Source organism: Marivirga tractuosa, from assembly GCF_042140215.1.
Taxonomy (GTDB): domain Bacteria; phylum Bacteroidota; class Bacteroidia; order Cytophagales; family Cyclobacteriaceae; genus Marivirga; species Marivirga tractuosa_A.
Genome location: NZ_CP159478.1, coordinates 2907199 through 2923307, shown reverse-complemented (window position 1 = coordinate 2923307; position 16109 = coordinate 2907199). Strand labels below are relative to the sequence as shown.

The following is a 16109-nucleotide window of genomic DNA, read 5'->3' as shown; positions in this document are numbered from 1 at the left end:
CATTTTATATTCACTGTTTTTTTAATTATCATTGAATTCTAATAATTTTAAATTTTTTACACTTTTATTTTATGAATTTTTTTTCCCGCCTACAAAATACCGGAGTAAATAAAAAATTACCAGATTATGTAAATGCTAAAATCCGTTTAAGTAATGGAGTGGCATTATTTAATATTTTGTTTGTAGCGCTTCCCTTTACCATAATTTCTTTCCTTTATGTTCCTGAACTAATTGCTATTCCTGTTTTAGGGATAGTGAGTATGATTTTGGTATGGGTATTGAATAAAATTTCTCTCATATATCTCGCGAGGATATTATCAGCTCTTACGCCATTATTACTAACAGCAGTTTTTACTTCTAACCTCATTCAGGGTAATGATGAATTACCAATCGTATTGTTTTTAATTATGATTGCATTCTCAATTTTACCTTTTTTAGTGTTTGATATCCGAGAGAAAAATTATTTAATATTTTCGGTTATTTTTAATTTGGTTGTTTTTATTGGGGTTGAGTATTTACCATTTTACTGGATAGAGAATACGGATATTAGTTTCATTACTGAAGGCTTTTTATTTGAAATGAACTATGTGGTGTCCATTTTATTGACTTATACCATAGTTTTCATGTTGGCTTATATTAATTACCGTTCTGAATTGAAAAGCCAGAAACTAATAGAAAATAATGAAAAGCAAACCCGTGATTTGCATGAATCCGAAGATGTTTTAAAGAAAAATTTGGAAGAGGTACAAAAAGCGCAGGAGGAAGAGAAGAATAGAGCTTGGGTGACAGAAGGTTTAGGCCGAATAAATAATTTAACGCGTCAATATGATGATCTTGCCGCCTTATCAAAAGAAGTGATTAGTGAGATTGTGAAATATGTTGATGGCAATCAGGGCGCAATTTATTTGGTTGAAAAGGAGGAAGAAAATGATGAGCCTTTCATGGAAATGAAAGCGGCTTTTGCATTTGGAAGAAAAAAAACAATTAAAGATAAAGTAAAGCCCGGAGAAGGTTTAATTGGACAGTGCTACCTCGAGAAAGATATGATTTTCTTGACAGAAGTTCCAGATGACTTTGTTCGGATTAAAAGTGGCTTAGGTGATGCTCCTCCTAAGAATATTGTCATTATGCCTTTAATGACGAATGAAAAAATTGAGGGGATTCTAGAAGTAGCTTCTTTTCAAGTTTTACCAGATTATAAGGTGGATTACCTAAAGAAATTAGGAGAAAGCTTGGCTACTTCTTTTAGCATGAATAAGATAAATGCTAATACAAAACGGTTATTAGAGCTTTCACAAGAGCAAGAGGAGCAAATGCGTTCGCAAGCTGAGGAGTTGCATCAAAACATGGAAGAATTGCAAGCCACTCAGGAGGAAATGGAGCGTAAGAATAAAGAGACTGAAGAACAAAATCAACAACTTCAGCAACAAGAAGAAGAACTTCGACAGAATATGGAGGAAATGAGCGCTCAGGCTGATGAGATGGAAAGACAGATGAAAGATATGGAGAAAATGCAGGCTGAGATGAAGGCACGAGAAGAAATTCTAGATGAAACTACCATTGTTTCCGAAGCAGATTTACACGGGACAATCATTTATGTAAATCAGAAATTAATTGATACCGCTAAGTACTCTAGGGAAGAAATGATAGGGAAGGGGCATAATTTATTTCGTCATCCTGATATGTCATCTGAGATATATAAGTTAATGTGGGATACCATCCAGTCAGGAAAAATATTTAGAGGTGTAATAAAAAATAGAGCAAAAGATGGTTCGATTTATTGGGTAGATGCTACTATATCACCTATTTTGGATGCCGATGGAAAGCCTGAGAAATATATTGGGGTAAGGTATGTGATTGAACAAGAAGAAGTTGCACAAAAATTATTTAATGAGCAATTAGAAAGATTAGGCTTGAAATAATTATTTAATATTAAAAACATAGCCTAAACTTGCTTCTGAAAAGTCTGCTTGACCAAAATTTGCATTAATATGAGCCGAAATATATACATTATGTTTCGGCTTTTTTGCGGTGTTGATCAAATATAATTTTAATCCCATTCTACTTGGAAAGATCTTTTTCAGTGTATATTTCAAACTTTCAGTATTTTCATATTCTTCGGCAAAATGATAATAAAAAGGTTTTGATAAATTAATTCCCCCCTCGATAGAAATTCCAACATGGTATACTAAATATTCAATACCCATCATGAAAAAATGATTATTAGGGTGCACATTTAATTCCTGTAATTTAACACTATTCTTAATGGAGTCTGCATAATGCTGATAGTGGCGAGTGCCAAAGCCTGCATACCATCTAAAATGTTCTTTAAATGTAAAACCGAAGCCAATACTCTGGCTAAAAACTAATTTCTTTTCACCACCCACTGGATTAGTGGTACTTCCTAACTCATGAATTCCAACGCCTGATCTTGCTAAAATAAAAGGACTTCTGCTTTTTGGAACACTTGATTTTTTTGGAGTACTAGTCTTGAGTTCCTGTGGAGTAACTGCTAGCGAAATAACTGCAGAATTTAAACCGTAGTTGGGTAATTGAGTATGGCCATTGGATGAATGTCTATAGCCAAATCCAACTCTAAAATTTCTGTTATCGAATATTGAAAATGAACGGTAATACATCCATTGAAAAGCCCAGTTTAAATGACTCCCAATAGATTGGTTTAATTCATTTTGTCTATGTGTTTTGGTATGATAAGAAGCCCCAATTCCCCATTGGAACATACCTCTCTTCATTCTTAAACCCAAAACTGGCATAAGATTGAATTCATTGCCATAAACAGAAGGATTACCTAAATGATATAATCCAGCTTGGATGCCAAGAAGAGGATTATTGTAATATTGATTCGTTAGGTTTTCAGAATTTGTGCTTTTGTAGTAAGTAAGGGTTGTCCCAACTTTTAAACCAATCTTAGGGGAGTTTAAATAGTTTGGTACTATGGAACCTACTGATAGTTCAGGTATAAAATAATGATTGTCTTCCTGTCCATATGACTCAAAAACTACAATAATGGATACTAACAGCAATAGATAAATATGCCTCATGAGCCGTAGAGAATAATTATTTTATTTAATTAATGAAGTAAGTATTGTAATCTCTAGTCATTAGGTTTTACAAAGTTTATAAAATCCTATAGAGTTACTTATTCAGTGATAAATTAATAGGTTTGAAAAATTTGGTTAGTTTATAACAAATTTCTCTTTGCCGATCACATAATCATCGGCATAAAGCTCAAGTTGATAAACGCCTTCTTCATATTCTTCTCCTCTATCATAAATAAAAGAAAGTTCTTGCTGTGTGTTGTCAAAAAGGATTTCTTGCTTAGCGGTATAGAACATTTCTTTACCATCAATCATAAAAGATCCGGAACCTGTCGCAACATCAAAAAGCGCATTGCCCACTGGATTGATAACTCTTAATATAATGTCTTTTCCCTCAGGTTGAGCTACACTATTCTCTGCTAAATTGAATTTGATTTTCAATTTTTCTAAATGTCTTGGTTTAAATTCCTTGTCATCTCTTTCACGCCCTCGTTTGTTTATGGCAATGATTTTAATGTTTTCAGCTTTCAGCCTTGAGGCCATGGCAACTTTGTCTTCAAGGGTTTCTCTATTGTTTTTCAGCTTTGAAATGCTATCATTAAGGACATTTTTTTCTGTTTTTAGATTGGTGTTTTCGGAAAGTAATTCTTTATTAATGGCCTCCAATTTTTTAATCTTTTCATCTTGTAGGTTTAATAATTCTTCATATCCTCCTACCTTATCTTTATATCGTTGAATTTGATTGGCAGCCCAATTATTAGACTGCTTTAGTTCTTCTTTTTCAGACTCCAAGTTTTTTCTGATCAGCTGAAGTTCACTAATATCGCCACCTAATGACTCAATTTCAGCAATTTTTTGATCTAATTGGGTACTAATACTGTCAAGTTCGCCATAAGTTTGTTCTAAATTTTGCTGTAATTGCTCATTTTCTTTTTCTGAATCCAGATAAAATTTAACACCAATTACGGCTACAATTACCACTAAAAATGCAATGATTATGATTTTTCTGTTAGAGCTTTTACTCTCTTTTTCTAATTCACTATAGCTTGAATTTTTTGATTCCTCTGACATAATAGGTCGAACTTTTTATAAGTTTGCTGATGAAATTATAATATTATACTACAAATAGTATATTTTCTTCGTTAAATACAAACTGCAAATTTAAACAAATATTATATTTTACCGCATGGAGTTAAATGAATCTTATTGGACAGCACGATATAATAGTAATCAACTCGGTTGGGATATAGGTTATCCTTCGCCAGCAATTACTCATTTTATGGATCAAATAAAGGATAAAAAAGCAAAAATATTGATTCCAGGATGTGGAAATGCTTATGAGGCAGCTTATTTATGGGGAAATGGTTTTCAAGATGTTTATTTGTTGGATTATTCTCCAATTCCGTTGAAGAAATTTGCAGATGAAAATCCTGATTTTCCTAAAAGCCAACTATTAAATATTGATTTTTTTGAAGCAAGGGGTGTATATGATTTTATTATCGAGCAAACTTTTTTCTGTGCTTTAAATCCTGAATTGAGAAGGGATTATGCCAAAAAGATGTTAGAGTTATTAAAGCCTGATGGTCATTTGGTTGGATTACTTTTCAATATCCCCTTAAACGATGATCGCCCACCGTTTGGAGGGAATCAAGAAGAATATCAGCAATTGTTTTCTGATTATTTTATGATAAAAAAAATGGAAATAGCTTATAATTCTATTCCTGAAAGGCAGGGAAGTGAGCTTTTTGTAAAGTTGAAGCCTATTCATTAACTTAAATGAATCTTTTATTAAGATATAAATGTTATAGATTAAATATAAATATTATGGGAAGTATTAATCAACCATTATCAAATGCTCAATTAGAAATTTTGAAAGCATTTTCTTTTGATCTATCAGATGATGATTTAAAAGAATTAAAAAACTTACTTGCAAAATATTTTGCTGAAAAGGCTATTAAATCAGCAAACAGTGTTTGGGAAGAAAAGGGTTGGAATGATGATAAAGTGGATGATTTTTTAAATAGAAAACTTAGATAGTATATTGAAAAGAGTCGTTCTAGATACCGATGTATTGCTAGTCAGTATTTCAGATAGATCCAAGCTTCATTGGGTATTTAATAGTCTTATAGAAAATAAATATCAATTATATGTTACAACAGATATCTTATTGGAATATTCAGAAATATTATCTATCCATATGAACCAACAAGTAAGTGAGTCTGTACTTGGTGTATTTGAAAATTTGAGTAATGTGAATTTTATCACCAATTATTATAAATTCAATTTATTGATAGATGAAGATGATAATAAATTTGTTGATTGTGCGATTGCTGCAAATGCAGACTTTATTGTAACTCATGATAATGATTTTAAAATTTTGAATGAAATAAGTTTTCCAAAAGTCAAAATTTTATCTTCTACAGAATTCAAAGATTTACTATTAGATCAAAAATCCAATACATAATGCTGCTTCTCAAAATCAGGATTGAAGAACAACAAGCCTGCATCAAATAAATCAATACTGGAAGTGACTTCTTTTCGTCCTTTTAATTCTTCCCAGGCTTTCTGCATACCGGCTGACCAATGAATATCATCCAAAATATAAATTGATTGAGAAGTTAAATAGGGTGAAATTATATTAAAATAGTTAATACTAGCTTCATTTGTGTGATTTGCATCAGCATAGACTAAATCAATTTTAGGGTTGGAATTTTGAAGCGTATTTGGCAGTGAGTTAGAAATATCTCCTGCATAAAATAGTATGTTTTCATGTTCTTTATTTATTTCCTTTGCTATTTTTAATGCATTTGGATCTGCCTCAAAGGTAAAAATGGAAGCTTCTGGATTTGCTGTTGCCAAATAAGCGGTATTGATGCCTAAGCTTGTGCCTAATTCTATTATATTTTCAAATTTGAAATCCTGTATCAATCTAAAAAGGAAGCGTGAAAATTTTGCACTTGATAGGCTGTGTCGTGCAATTGATTTTACTTTTCGTTTATTTGATTTTTCTACTTTTGAACCTGCTCCTAAATCAACAATTTTAATTTCAGTTTCATCCTTTAATAAACCTTTTCTTTTCATTTCTATGCTTTCCCAAGCATTTGAATAAGATTTACTTTTAATAAACTTTAAATAAAATTGATAGAAAAAAGGGGAGTGGAGTGAGTGCTCGTCAGTGTTTAAGTGTAAATATTTGAAATATTCTCTTACTAAAAAGAAATTCAATTTAGTTCAGTTTATAAGGAACAATCATGTTGAACTCAGGAATTCTTACTTCAATTAATTGGCCGTCCAACATTCTTTCCATAAAGTAATAGCCATGCATTTTTCCGTATGGCGATTTTAAATTACATCCAGAAACATAGGTATGTTTTTGTCCAGGTTCTAATATAGGTTGTTGACCGATTACTCCTTCACCTTCAACTTCTTTTATTTCAAAGCCAGCATCATGGATAAACCATTGTCTTCTGAGTAATTGCACAGTTTGATCACCTTTATTTTCAATCACTACCTTATATGTAAATACATAGTGAAATTGAACCGGACTGCTGTATTCCGGCTGAAATTCTGTTTCGATGCTAACGTGTATACCTCTAGTAATTGACTGAACCATAATGTAAATATAATCAAATCAACGCTCCAACCGCATGAATAGTTTATAGTTTTATTACATTCGAATAAAACTATTGGCTTTTTAGAACTTTTTATAATTTTGGAAAAAATAATATCAATGGAAGTTAGAATCGAAAGTAGCTGGAAAATAAAGCTTTCAAATGAATTTAAGCAGGATTATTTTAATGAATTAGCAAGTTTTGTGAAATCTGAATATCAGAATAAAACTATTTATCCTCCGGCAAAAGAAATCTTTATAGCTTTTGATGCTTGTCCATTTGATGATGTTAAAGTGGTGATCTTAGGTCAAGATCCTTATCATGGGCAAGGCCAAGCCAATGGATTGTGTTTTTCTGTTCATCCTGGTGTTCCCATGCCGCCTTCATTGGTCAATATTTTCAAAGAAAGAAAAGCTGATTTGGGTAAATCCATGCCCCCAAATGGAGATTTAACATTCTGGGCAAAGCAAGGAGTACTTTTGTTGAATGCAACGCTAACTGTTGCAGCTAAATCTCCAGGCTCTCATCAAAAGAAGGGTTGGGAAGAATTTACGGATGCCGTTATTCAAAAACTTTCTGATGAAAAGGAGAATTTAGTATTTATTTTGTGGGGTGCTTATGCACAAAAAAAAGGAGCTGTAATTGACCGAAGCAAACATTTTATAATCGAATCACCCCATCCATCCCCCTTTGCGGCACATCGAGGTTTTTTTGGATCTAAGCCCTTTAGTAGATGCAATGAATTTTTAGTTTCTCAAAATAAAAAGATAATTGATTGGTAGTTATGAATTAGAAAACGATTAGGCCACAATCGATAACACTCCCAGACAAAATAATGATAGATCTAAAAAATTTTTTCAACGACTTGACTTCAGTTTCAGCTGAAAGTTGGAACAAATTTTCGGATTTGTTTGAACCTAGAATTCTAAAAAAAGGAGATTACTTCATATCAGAAGGGAAAATTGCAAAAGAACTTGGATTTTTAGAGGATGGTATTATTAGAGTATTTTACAGAAACGACAAAGGGGCTGAGTATAACAAACATTTTTTCGTTAACCCCTGCTTAATTGGCGGTTATTCTTCGTTAATAACTAATAAACCAACCAAAATAAACCAACAAGCACTAACAAACTGTACTATTCGCGTGGCAAAATATACAGATGTGCAAGCACTTTATTCGACTTGCCCAGACATTGAGCGAGCATCACGAATTTTAGCAGAATATTATTTCGTTCAGAAAGAACAAAGAGAAATTGAAATTGTATTATTAGATGCTGAAGAACGATATCTTATTTTTCAAAAACAATTTCCGAAATTAGAACAGCAAATTCCTCAATATCACATCGCTTCTTATTTGGGCATTACACCAACACAATTAAGTAGAATTAGAAAAAGACTTTCACGCGGGTAGTATTTATCAACCTATGTAAATGGAATTGATTTTTAGGTAGAGTAACTTTGATGCTTTCAAGTAAATACTAAAATAATAAAAAAATGGCTCAAAAAATTCTTTTACTCTTATCTACTTGCATCATGGGTGTTTTTTTAGGGACGCAGCTTGCAGAAGCAGTACTAATTGTTCCTTATTGGAAAGAGTTATCAAGTGATGCTTTTTTTGAACTTCATAAAACCTATGGAAAAAGGCTATATCAGTTTTATGCACCACTCACAATTGCATCAATAATTTTACCCACCATTACTTTTTTTTATAGTCTGCTTGGGAAGTCAAAAACAGATATTTTATTGTGGGTAATGTTTATTTCTGCAATCATGTTTTTTTCAACGTATTTCATTTATTTCAAAGAAGCGAATATAAGTTTTGCTGAACAAACAATTACAAATGAAGCACTTTCAAAGGAATTAATTAGATGGGGAAATTGGCATTGGACAAGAGTTCTATGTGAAGCGATTGCTTTTGTTTGCGGACTGATATTATTGTTAAAGACTAAGTGGAAAAGCTAGAACTCAATTAGAGCGAAATATGATCACGGCTTAATCTTTTGCTCTAATTCTATACTTACTTTCACACCATTTTTCTGTAAAGTTTCTAAAGTATTTTTCAGTTCTTCAGCCTCTTCTTTTCCTGATGCTTCAAAAGTTATTCCACGCATCCATAAGTATTTCAATTGATTGAGTTTAACTATTTCTGGGGGGAATTTATGAATGTCATTGAATGAAATATCCAAATCCACCAGTTTTTCATAATTTAATATAAATTCAGGAAAGCCTTGGAAATAATTGTTTTGGATATGGAAATCAGTTATTTGCTTTAATTTGGCTATGCTTTCAGGTAAATAGGAAATTCTGTTATGGTGAATATAAAACTCCTTTAAAGATTTTAATTCTCCAATGCTTTCTCGAATGCTATAGAATCGATTATGGGCCACATAAAATCTTTCTAAATTCCTTAGATTGCCCAATTCCTCTGGAAGTTTTTCGATTCTATTGTAATATAAATCCAATTCTTTTAAGTTTTTCAGCTTAAAGATGAATGCAGGAATACTATCCAAATCATTCCTATAAAAAGACAATACTTTCAAGCTTTTTAAACTCCCTAAAGCAGGGTGAATCAAATCGCTTTTAATATCATTTTCAGCAAATTGTAAGTCTACTAAATTTTTTAATAAGCCAATTTCTTTTGGAATAGCAGTTAAATTATTAAAGGAAAGAACTATGTATTTTAAATTATGAACTGTATCCTCAGCTAAATTACTGAGATCAATATTATTTCGTGATAAATTAAGATGCTCTAAGTTTTGAAGTTTTTCAAGATGGAACTTAGCATCATCACGAAAGTCATTTCTTGCGAGATCTATCTCCTTTACATTCTTTAGTTTATGTAAATTTGTTGGAAGAGGAGAATAGGGGCTATCTCTATAAACTAGTTCTTCAACATTGTTGTTTTTCTTGAATTTGATGCTTTTACTTGGCGCATGGTTATAAATCCTAAGTGTCCTTAAACTATCCAATCCAAAAATTGACCAGTTTAATAACCACGGGATTTTTTTAACCGAGGTATTTACCAACTCAATCTCTTCTAGGTTTTTACATTTCAATAATTTAAAAATGGGTAGTCTTTTTAAATCTCTACCTTTAAAGGAAATGTGAGTAATGGTATCAAACTTATTAGTTATGTCCAAATCACTTCCTTTAGTATAATCTTCATTCTGTTTTCGAATTTCGTAATCAAACTTTTTAATTTGCTTCATTAGTTTATATGCGGAATCGAAACTTATGTAATTATCAGTATTTTGATAACTACTATCGATTAGCGTTCTTTTAAAAACTCCATTCTCAACAGTGACTTTATATCCGCCTGACATAATCATGCAATAATGATGGTAATCAATAGAATCTTGTTTGTTGTAAAATTTTTGTGCTTCAGATATTTGGCAAAATATCAGTATATATATTATTAGAAAAGTCAGTTTTTTCATAAAAGCATCTATTTAAAACTAAATATATAGTATTTAAATGATAGTGACAAATTTAATTTTAAATTCCTTTAAGAATAGAATATGCTCGAAAGTCGAAAAAACACATTATAAAGCTATCAAAATCCATTAAAATAACCTATTTTTGACCTTTTGGTAAAAACACTATGAGTACAGAAAAAGATAATAAGAACAAAGATTATTCAGCGGGTAATATTACCGTTTTAGAAGGCTTAGAAGCAGTTAGGAAAAGACCAGCCATGTATATTGGTGATGTTGGTGTAAAAGGACTTCACCATATGATTTGGGAAGTGGTGGATAACTCCATAGATGAAGCTATGGCAGGGCATTGTACCACTATAACTGTAGAATTGAATGAAGATAATTCAGTTACAGTAATGGATGATGGTCGTGGTATTCCAGTTGATATTCATGAAAAAGAAGGTCGGTCGGCTTTAGAAGTTGTAATGACTGTTCTACATGCTGGTGGTAAATTCGATAAAGATTCTTATAAAGTTTCAGGTGGTCTACATGGTGTAGGGGTTTCTTGTGTGAATGCTCTATCTACAATGTTGAAGGCTACAGTATATAGTCGTGATGGTAAAATCTACGAACAAGAATATTCTGAAGGTTTTCCGAAAGAACCTGTTAAACCAGTAGGTGAGACTGATGTAACGGGTACTAAAATCCAGTTTAAGCCAGATGAATCAATTTTCATTGAGTCAGTTTTTAAATATGAAACAGTTGCTTCTCGTTTGAGGGAATTGGCTTATTTGAATGCTGGAATAAAGATTAAATTACAAGATCACAGAGATAAAGATGAAGAAGGTAACTCAAAAGAGGAAAATTTCTTTTCTGAAGGTGGTCTTTTAGAATTTGTTGAATACTTGGACGTAAGTCGCGAAAAATTAATTCCTGAACCTATTTATATGGAAGGGGAGAAAAATGGTGTTCCAGTTCAAGTAGCATTAAATTATAATACTTCCTACAGTGAAAATGTGGTTTCTTATGTAAACAATATTAACACAATTGAGGGAGGTACTCACGTTTCTGGTTTCAGAAGAGCTCTCACCAGAACACTTAAAAGTTATGCTGATAAATCAGGGCTTTTAGAAAAACAGAAAATAGAAATTACTGGTGATGATTTCCGTGAAGGGTTAACGGCTATTATTTCCGTAAAAGTAGCTGAACCTCAGTTTGAAGGTCAGACTAAAACTAAATTAGGGAATTCAGATGTAATGGGTGCAGTTGAAAGCTGTGTTTCTGAAACCTTGCAATATTTCTTGGAGGAAAATCCTAAGGCAGCCAAAACCATTGTGCAAAAAGTAATCTTGGCAGCACAAGCAAGGAATGCAGCCAAGAAAGCTAGGGAAATGGTGCAAAGAAAGAACGTGATGTCAGGTTCTGGATTGCCGGGTAAGCTAGCCGATTGCTCTGAAAAAGACCCATCAATTTGTGAATTGTACCTAGTGGAGGGAGATTCAGCGGGTGGGTCTGCAAAGCAAGGACGTGATCGTAACTTCCAAGCTATTCTACCATTGAAAGGTAAAATTTTGAATGTAGAAAAAGCGCAGGAACATAAGATTTACGATAATGACGAAATCAAGAATATCTTAACTGCATTAGGAGTTCGTTTTGGAACGGAAGATGATGAAAAAGCTCTTAATTTAGAGAAATTAAGATACCACAAAATTGTGATCATGACCGATGCCGATGTGGATGGTTCTCACATTCGTACCCTTATTTTGACTTTATTTTTCCGCTATATGCGTGAATTAATTGATAAAGGATATGTATATATCGCACAACCTCCTCTTTATTTGATCAAAAGAGGTAAGACAGAGCGATATGTCTTTACAGAAGATGAAAGAGTAGAAGTGGTAAAAGAGATTTCTCCGGACGGTACTGAAGGTGCAGTTCACTTGCAACGATATAAAGGTTTAGGTGAAATGAATCCTGAGCAATTATGGAGTACTACCATGGATCCTCATACTAGAAAAATGAAGCAAGTTTCTGTGGAATCAGCTGCTGAAGCAGATCATTTATTTAGTATGTTGATGGGGGATGAGGTACCACCAAGAAGAGATTTTATAGAAAAAAATGCAAAATATGCTAAAATAGATATTTAAACATTTTCGATAAATCATTATTATTAAAGCCTGAGCATAATGTTCGGGCTTTTTTGTTTTCTAAATTTAGATTATGGTAGAAACAGCTAATAGAATTAAGAGTGTAGAGGAATATTATTTTAGTAAAAAATTACAAGAAGTAAGGAGTTTGGATAGTCCAGACTTTCCAGTAATAAATCTAGGAATAGGGAGTCCTGATTTAGCACCACATCCTTCTGTGATTCGGGCTTTGAATGAAGCTTCAGTTCATCCAGATGTTCACGCTTATCAATCATACAGGGGTATTCCTGAATTGAGAAAGGCAATAGCGGATTACTATACTCGATATTTTCAAGTTGATCTAAACGCAGAAACAGAAATTTTACCCTTAGTTGGTTCCAAAGAAGGAATCATGCATATAACCCAAGCATTTGTTAATCCTGGTGAAAAGGTTTTAGTTCCTAATCCAGGTTATCCAACTTATGCAGCTGTTTCCAATTTAGCTCAAGCAGATATTAATTATTACGATTTAAAAGAAGAGAATAATTGGCAATTGGATATAGCATCAATTGAAAAAATGGATTTGGATGATGTAAAATTATTTTGGCTTAACTCACCTCATATGCCAACAGGTGTTCAATATCCAGAAGAAATGCTTCAGAAATTGGTTGCACTTGCTAAAAAGCATCATTTTTTGATAGTGAATGATAATCCGTATTCCATGATTTTAAATCAGGATTATCAAAGTATTTTATCAATAGAAGGAGCTTCAGAAGTAGCAATCGAACTTAATTCTTTAAGTAAATCGCATAATATGGCAGGCTGGAGAGTAGGATGGTGTGCAGGTAAAAAGGATATTATAGATGCTATTCTAAAAGTAAAAAGCAATATGGACAGTGGTATGTTTAAACCATTACAGCTAGCAGCTGCGGAAGCCTTAAAATTGGGGGAAAATTGGTTTGAAAACTTAAATGCTGTTTATCTACAAAGAAGATCACTAGCTGAACAGATTTTAAATAAATTAAGATGTTCTTTTGATAAAAATCAGCAAGGATTATTTTTATGGGCAAAATTGCCTGCTAATATTTCTTCATCGGAGGAATTGATTGATCATTTGCTTTATGAATATAAAGTTTTTCTAAGCCCAGGCTTTATATTTGGAACACAAGGGCATGGCTTCATCAGAATATCTTTATGCGCCAATGAAAATCAGTTTAAGATGGCATTATATCGCCTTCAAAATTATCAATAATGAACAGAATAATTAATAGCCTCAGTGTTTTTGGTTTAGGATTAATAGGAGGGAGTTTTGCTTTAGCCATCAAAAGTAAGTTTCCAGATATCAAAATTTTTGGAGTGGATCAAAACCATAATCATGCTGCAAAAGCCCTTGAGTTGAATTTGATTGATGAAATCAAATCAGCAGATGATAAAGAAGTACTAGGTTCAGATTTAATTATCTTAGCCATTCCTGTAAGTGCTATTCAGGCTATCCTTTCTGAATTATTAACTAAAATTTCTGATAAAACTGTAGTAATTGATACAGGCTCAACTAAAGCCAGTATTTGTCAATGCGTGAGCCAACATTCTAAAAGAGCACAATTTGTCGCTGCACATCCAATAGCTGGAACAGAATATTCAGGGCCAGAAGCCGCATTTCCTAAGCTTTTTGAGGGTAAGAAAAATATTATTTGTGAGTTTGAACTATGTAATGATCTTGCACAGAAATATGCCAATTGGTTATTTGAGACAGTTGGAATGAACAACATCTTCATGGATGCAGAAAACCATGATAAGCATCTGGCATATGTATCCCATCTTTCGCATATAAGTTCTTTTATGTTAGGCTTGACGATATTGAATATTGAAAAAGATGAAGAAAACATTCTTAATTTGGCAGGAAGTGGATTTGCCAGTACTGTCCGTTTAGCCAAAAGCTCCCCTGATATGTGGGCACCTATTTTTCAGCAGAATAAAACACATCTTAGCAAAGCTTTAGATGAATATATTATGCAGTTACAGCACTTTCAAAAGCAATTGGAAGTAGGGGATAGTGCTGCATTGAAAGCATTGATGCATAAAGCAAATGAGATTAAAAAAGTACTGAAATAATTAAGACTTATAAGTCAATGAAAATGATTTTGAGGATTTATTGGCTTTGCTCTTTTAATTTCTCCTTTAATTTTCTCATCCCTTCAACCGCACTTTTAGCTATAGCTGTAACCTGATTGCTTCCATAATATTCAGGAGTGCTGGGATCTACTACATAAATGGGCACATCATGCCCGACTTCATGAATTAAACCCGCAGCAGGGTAAACTTGCAGGGAAGTACCCACAACTAATAAAATATCTGCGGAAGCGGTAATTCTAGCAGCTGGTTCTATCATAGGAACCATTTCACCAAACCAAACGATATGGGGGCGTAACTGAGAGCCTTTTTCACATAAGTCTCCTTCTTTGATTTCCCAACCGTCCAGTTCATAAACTAGATTTTCATCCACACAGCTTCTGGCTTTTTTAATTTCACCGTGTAAATGCAAAACATTCGAAGAACCGCCTCTTTCATGCAAATCATCTATATTTTGGGTAATGATCTGAACATCATAATGTTCTTCCAATTCAGCAAGTATTTTGTGTGCGTCATTAGGTTCAGCCTCCAAAACAGCCTTTCTTCTTTGGTTGTAGAAATCCAATACTAATGACTGATCTTTTTCCCATCCCTGAGGAGAGGCTACCTCCATCACATCATGGCCTTCCCATAATCCATCAGCTCCTCGGAATGTTGGGATTCCACTTTCTGCACTTATTCCAGCTCCTGTTAAGACTACTAATTTCTTTTTCATAACTTTAAATTTTGAATAGATACAATCAATATTTAATTCGTTTCGTTAGAGACTTCAATATAATAAAACCTGAAAAAATGATAGCAAGAACAATTTTTATTGCCTTAATAATTTTTAGTAGTGCAGCCTGCGTAACACAGAAAAAATATGATGAGCTTTTAGCGGAAAAGGTTAAGCTAGATGCAGAAAAAATGGAGTTGGAGGATGAAGTGAAAATGAAAGAAAATGCCATAGAATCCTTAGAGGCAGAACTAACTGAAGAACAAGAGAAATTAGAACAAACTAGGAAAGCTTATCAAGCTTCTCAAAATAGCTTAGACTCTTTGCAACAGCAATATGAAACACTGAACGATTATTATGATAAATTGATGAGCAGTAGTGGAAAGCTCAATAAAGATTTAAGTAATAAAGAAAAGCAACTCTTGCAAATGGAAGCTGATTTGGAAATCTCCAAACAGAAAAATGATGAACTAGCTGCTAATTTGGCGGAACGTGAAGAAAGGGTTGCTGAGTTAGAAAAAATTCTGGCAGATAAAGAGGCTGCTGTAAACGCATTAAAGCAAAAAGTAAGTGAAGCACTTCTTAATTTTAAAGAAAATGATTTGACTGTTGAAGTTAAAAATGGGAAAGTATATGTTTCCTTGGCGGAACAACTTTTATTTAACTCTGGAAGTACTGTGGTGGATGAAAAAGGAGCAGAAGCTTTAAAGAAGTTAGCACAAGTTCTGAAGGATAATCAGGATGTGAATATTGTAGTGGAAGGACATACAGATGATGTGCCTATTTCAGGAAATAATCGGTATTTAAAGGACAATTGGGATTTGAGTGTTTTAAGAGCTACTTCAATTGTTAAGATTTTGACTAATAATGGAGCTTCACCAGAGAGAGTAACAGCTGCTGGTAAAGGAGAATTTTCTCCTAAAGCATCGAATGAAAATGCTGAAGGTAGAAGAGAAAATAGAAGAACGGAAATTATACTTACTCCTAAACTGGATGAATTATTTCAAATATTGGAAAGCAATTAATTTAAAGCTTAAAGTTAGAGGTAGGAA

The 16109-nt window shown here is 33.0% G+C and carries 17 protein-coding genes; 11 read left to right on the top strand and 6 right to left on the bottom strand.

Annotated features, from left to right (window positions below):
* Nucleotides 1-71 precede the first annotated feature (71 nt).
* Nucleotides 72-1922: a PAS domain-containing protein gene (locus tag ABWH96_RS13165; protein WP_375577994.1), complete on the top strand. Its 1851-nt coding sequence runs from the start codon at nt 72-74 to the stop codon at nt 1920-1922.
* On the opposite strand, the gene ABWH96_RS13160 is transcribed toward ABWH96_RS13165, so the two are convergent.
* Together ABWH96_RS13160 and ABWH96_RS13155 are read right to left on the bottom strand one after the other, a co-directional pair.
* Nucleotides 1923-3062: an acyloxyacyl hydrolase gene (locus tag ABWH96_RS13160; RefSeq protein WP_375577993.1), complete on the bottom strand. Its 1140-nt coding sequence runs from the start codon at nt 3060-3062 to the stop codon at nt 1923-1925.
* Between the two features lie 135 nt (nt 3063-3197).
* Nucleotides 3198-4130, bottom strand: a complete 933-nt coding sequence (locus tag ABWH96_RS13155) for a chromosome segregation protein SMC (RefSeq protein ID WP_375577992.1) — start codon at nt 4128-4130, stop codon at nt 3198-3200.
* A gap of 115 nt (nt 4131-4245) precedes the next feature.
* Here ABWH96_RS13155 and ABWH96_RS13150 point away from each other — a divergent pair, with 115 nt between their 5' ends.
* Genes ABWH96_RS13150 through ABWH96_RS13140 form a run of 3 tightly spaced genes read left to right on the top strand, consistent with a single transcriptional unit; the run spans nt 4246 to nt 5523 of the window.
* A complete protein-coding gene (locus tag ABWH96_RS13150) occupies nt 4246-4830 on the top strand; it encodes a methyltransferase domain-containing protein (RefSeq protein WP_375577991.1) in 585 nt (194 codons plus the stop codon).
* A gap of 53 nt (nt 4831-4883) precedes the next feature.
* A complete protein-coding gene (locus tag ABWH96_RS13145; RefSeq protein WP_375577990.1) occupies nt 4884-5096 on the top strand; it encodes a hypothetical protein in 213 nt (70 codons plus the stop codon).
* A gap of 4 nt (nt 5097-5100) precedes the next feature.
* Nucleotides 5101-5523, top strand: a complete 423-nt coding sequence (locus tag ABWH96_RS13140; RefSeq protein ID WP_375577989.1) for a putative toxin-antitoxin system toxin component, PIN family — start codon at nt 5101-5103, stop codon at nt 5521-5523.
* Here the strand turns inward: ABWH96_RS13140 and ABWH96_RS13135 are convergent.
* Together ABWH96_RS13135 and apaG are read right to left on the bottom strand one after the other, a co-directional pair.
* The gene (locus tag ABWH96_RS13135) at nt 5505-6140 is read right to left on the bottom strand and encodes an O-methyltransferase (protein WP_375577988.1); all 636 of its coding nucleotides are present in this window, start codon (nt 6138-6140) and stop codon (nt 5505-5507) included. The genes ABWH96_RS13140 and ABWH96_RS13135 overlap by 19 nt on opposite strands.
* A gap of 145 nt (nt 6141-6285) precedes the next feature.
* Nucleotides 6286-6672 (bottom strand): Co2+/Mg2+ efflux protein ApaG, encoded by a 387-nt coding sequence (apaG, locus tag ABWH96_RS13130; protein WP_375577987.1) that lies wholly within the window; start codon nt 6670-6672, stop codon nt 6286-6288.
* A 117-nt stretch (nt 6673-6789) separates the two neighbouring features.
* Here apaG and ung point away from each other — a divergent pair, with 117 nt between their 5' ends.
* The 3 genes from ung (at nt 6790) to ABWH96_RS13115 (ending at nt 8632) form a co-directional block, all read left to right on the top strand.
* Nucleotides 6790-7452: a uracil-DNA glycosylase gene (gene ung / locus ABWH96_RS13125; protein WP_375577986.1), complete on the top strand. Its 663-nt coding sequence runs from the start codon at nt 6790-6792 to the stop codon at nt 7450-7452.
* A 53-nt stretch (nt 7453-7505) separates the two neighbouring features.
* Entirely contained in the window at nt 7506-8081 is a 576-nt protein-coding gene (locus tag ABWH96_RS13120) for a Crp/Fnr family transcriptional regulator (RefSeq protein WP_375577985.1), read from the top strand.
* 83 nt (nt 8082-8164) lie between these two features.
* Complete coding sequence (locus tag ABWH96_RS13115; RefSeq protein WP_375577984.1) at nt 8165-8632, top strand: hypothetical protein; 468 nt, start codon at nt 8165-8167, stop codon at nt 8630-8632.
* Nucleotides 8633-8655: 23 nt separating this feature from the next.
* Here ABWH96_RS13115 and ABWH96_RS13110 read toward each other — a convergent pair whose 3' ends face one another.
* A complete protein-coding gene (locus ABWH96_RS13110; protein ID WP_375577983.1) occupies nt 8656-10107 on the bottom strand; it encodes a leucine-rich repeat domain-containing protein in 1452 nt (483 codons plus the stop codon).
* 164 nt (nt 10108-10271) lie between these two features.
* Here ABWH96_RS13110 and gyrB point away from each other — a divergent pair, with 164 nt between their 5' ends.
* The 3 genes from gyrB to ABWH96_RS13095 all read left to right on the top strand — a co-directional run bounded on the left by gyrB (nt 10272) and on the right by ABWH96_RS13095 (nt 14324).
* Nucleotides 10272-12233 (top strand): DNA topoisomerase (ATP-hydrolyzing) subunit B, encoded by a 1962-nt coding sequence (gyrB, locus tag ABWH96_RS13105; protein ID WP_375577982.1) that lies wholly within the window; start codon nt 10272-10274, stop codon nt 12231-12233.
* A 73-nt stretch (nt 12234-12306) separates the two neighbouring features.
* The gene (locus ABWH96_RS13100; protein ID WP_375577981.1) at nt 12307-13464 is read left to right on the top strand and encodes a pyridoxal phosphate-dependent aminotransferase; all 1158 of its coding nucleotides are present in this window, start codon (nt 12307-12309) and stop codon (nt 13462-13464) included.
* The gene (locus tag ABWH96_RS13095; protein ID WP_375577980.1) at nt 13464-14324 is read left to right on the top strand and encodes a prephenate dehydrogenase; all 861 of its coding nucleotides are present in this window, start codon (nt 13464-13466) and stop codon (nt 14322-14324) included. The genes ABWH96_RS13100 and ABWH96_RS13095 overlap by 1 nt, the downstream gene beginning before the upstream one ends.
* Before the next feature lie 37 nt (nt 14325-14361).
* Here ABWH96_RS13095 and ABWH96_RS13090 read toward each other — a convergent pair whose 3' ends face one another.
* Nucleotides 14362-15057 (bottom strand): NAD-dependent deacylase, encoded by a 696-nt coding sequence (locus ABWH96_RS13090; protein ID WP_375577979.1) that lies wholly within the window; start codon nt 15055-15057, stop codon nt 14362-14364.
* Nucleotides 15058-15134: 77 nt separating this feature from the next.
* Here ABWH96_RS13090 and ABWH96_RS13085 point away from each other — a divergent pair, with 77 nt between their 5' ends.
* Entirely contained in the window at nt 15135-16082 is a 948-nt protein-coding gene (locus tag ABWH96_RS13085; RefSeq protein WP_375577978.1) for an OmpA family protein, read from the top strand.
* Nucleotides 16083-16109: the final 27 nt, after the last annotated feature.

Bases quoted from the DNA above. Each gene is read 5' to 3' on its own strand.
- ABWH96_RS13085 (WP_375577978.1), top strand. From the start codon at position 15,135: ATGATAGCAAGAACAATTTTTATTGCCTTAATAATTTTTAGTAGTGCA.
- ABWH96_RS13120 (WP_375577985.1), top strand. From the start codon at position 7,506: ATGATAGATCTAAAAAATTTTTTCAACGACTTGACTTCAGTTTCAGCT.
- ABWH96_RS13160 (WP_375577993.1), bottom strand. From the start codon at position 3,062: ATGAGGCATATTTATCTATTGCTGTTAGTATCCATTATTGTAGTTTTT.
- gyrB (WP_375577982.1), top strand. From the start codon at position 10,272: ATGAGTACAGAAAAAGATAATAAGAACAAAGATTATTCAGCGGGTAAT.
- ung (WP_375577986.1), top strand. From the start codon at position 6,790: ATGGAAGTTAGAATCGAAAGTAGCTGGAAAATAAAGCTTTCAAATGAA.
- ABWH96_RS13110 (WP_375577983.1), bottom strand. From the start codon at position 10,107: ATGAAAAAACTGACTTTTCTAATAATATATATACTGATATTTTGCCAA.
- ABWH96_RS13145 (WP_375577990.1), top strand. From the start codon at position 4,884: ATGGGAAGTATTAATCAACCATTATCAAATGCTCAATTAGAAATTTTG.
- apaG (WP_375577987.1), bottom strand. From the start codon at position 6,672: ATGGTTCAGTCAATTACTAGAGGTATACACGTTAGCATCGAAACAGAA.
- ABWH96_RS13155 (WP_375577992.1), bottom strand. From the start codon at position 4,130: ATGTCAGAGGAATCAAAAAATTCAAGCTATAGTGAATTAGAAAAAGAG.
- ABWH96_RS13095 (WP_375577980.1), top strand. From the start codon at position 13,464: ATGAACAGAATAATTAATAGCCTCAGTGTTTTTGGTTTAGGATTAATA.
- ABWH96_RS13090 (WP_375577979.1), bottom strand. From the start codon at position 15,057: ATGAAAAAGAAATTAGTAGTCTTAACAGGAGCTGGAATAAGTGCAGAA.
- ABWH96_RS13150 (WP_375577991.1), top strand. From the start codon at position 4,246: ATGGAGTTAAATGAATCTTATTGGACAGCACGATATAATAGTAATCAA.
- ABWH96_RS13100 (WP_375577981.1), top strand. From the start codon at position 12,307: ATGGTAGAAACAGCTAATAGAATTAAGAGTGTAGAGGAATATTATTTT.
- ABWH96_RS13115 (WP_375577984.1), top strand. From the start codon at position 8,165: ATGGCTCAAAAAATTCTTTTACTCTTATCTACTTGCATCATGGGTGTT.
- ABWH96_RS13135 (WP_375577988.1), bottom strand. From the start codon at position 6,140: ATGAAAAGAAAAGGTTTATTAAAGGATGAAACTGAAATTAAAATTGTT.
- ABWH96_RS13165 (WP_375577994.1), top strand. From the start codon at position 72: ATGAATTTTTTTTCCCGCCTACAAAATACCGGAGTAAATAAAAAATTA.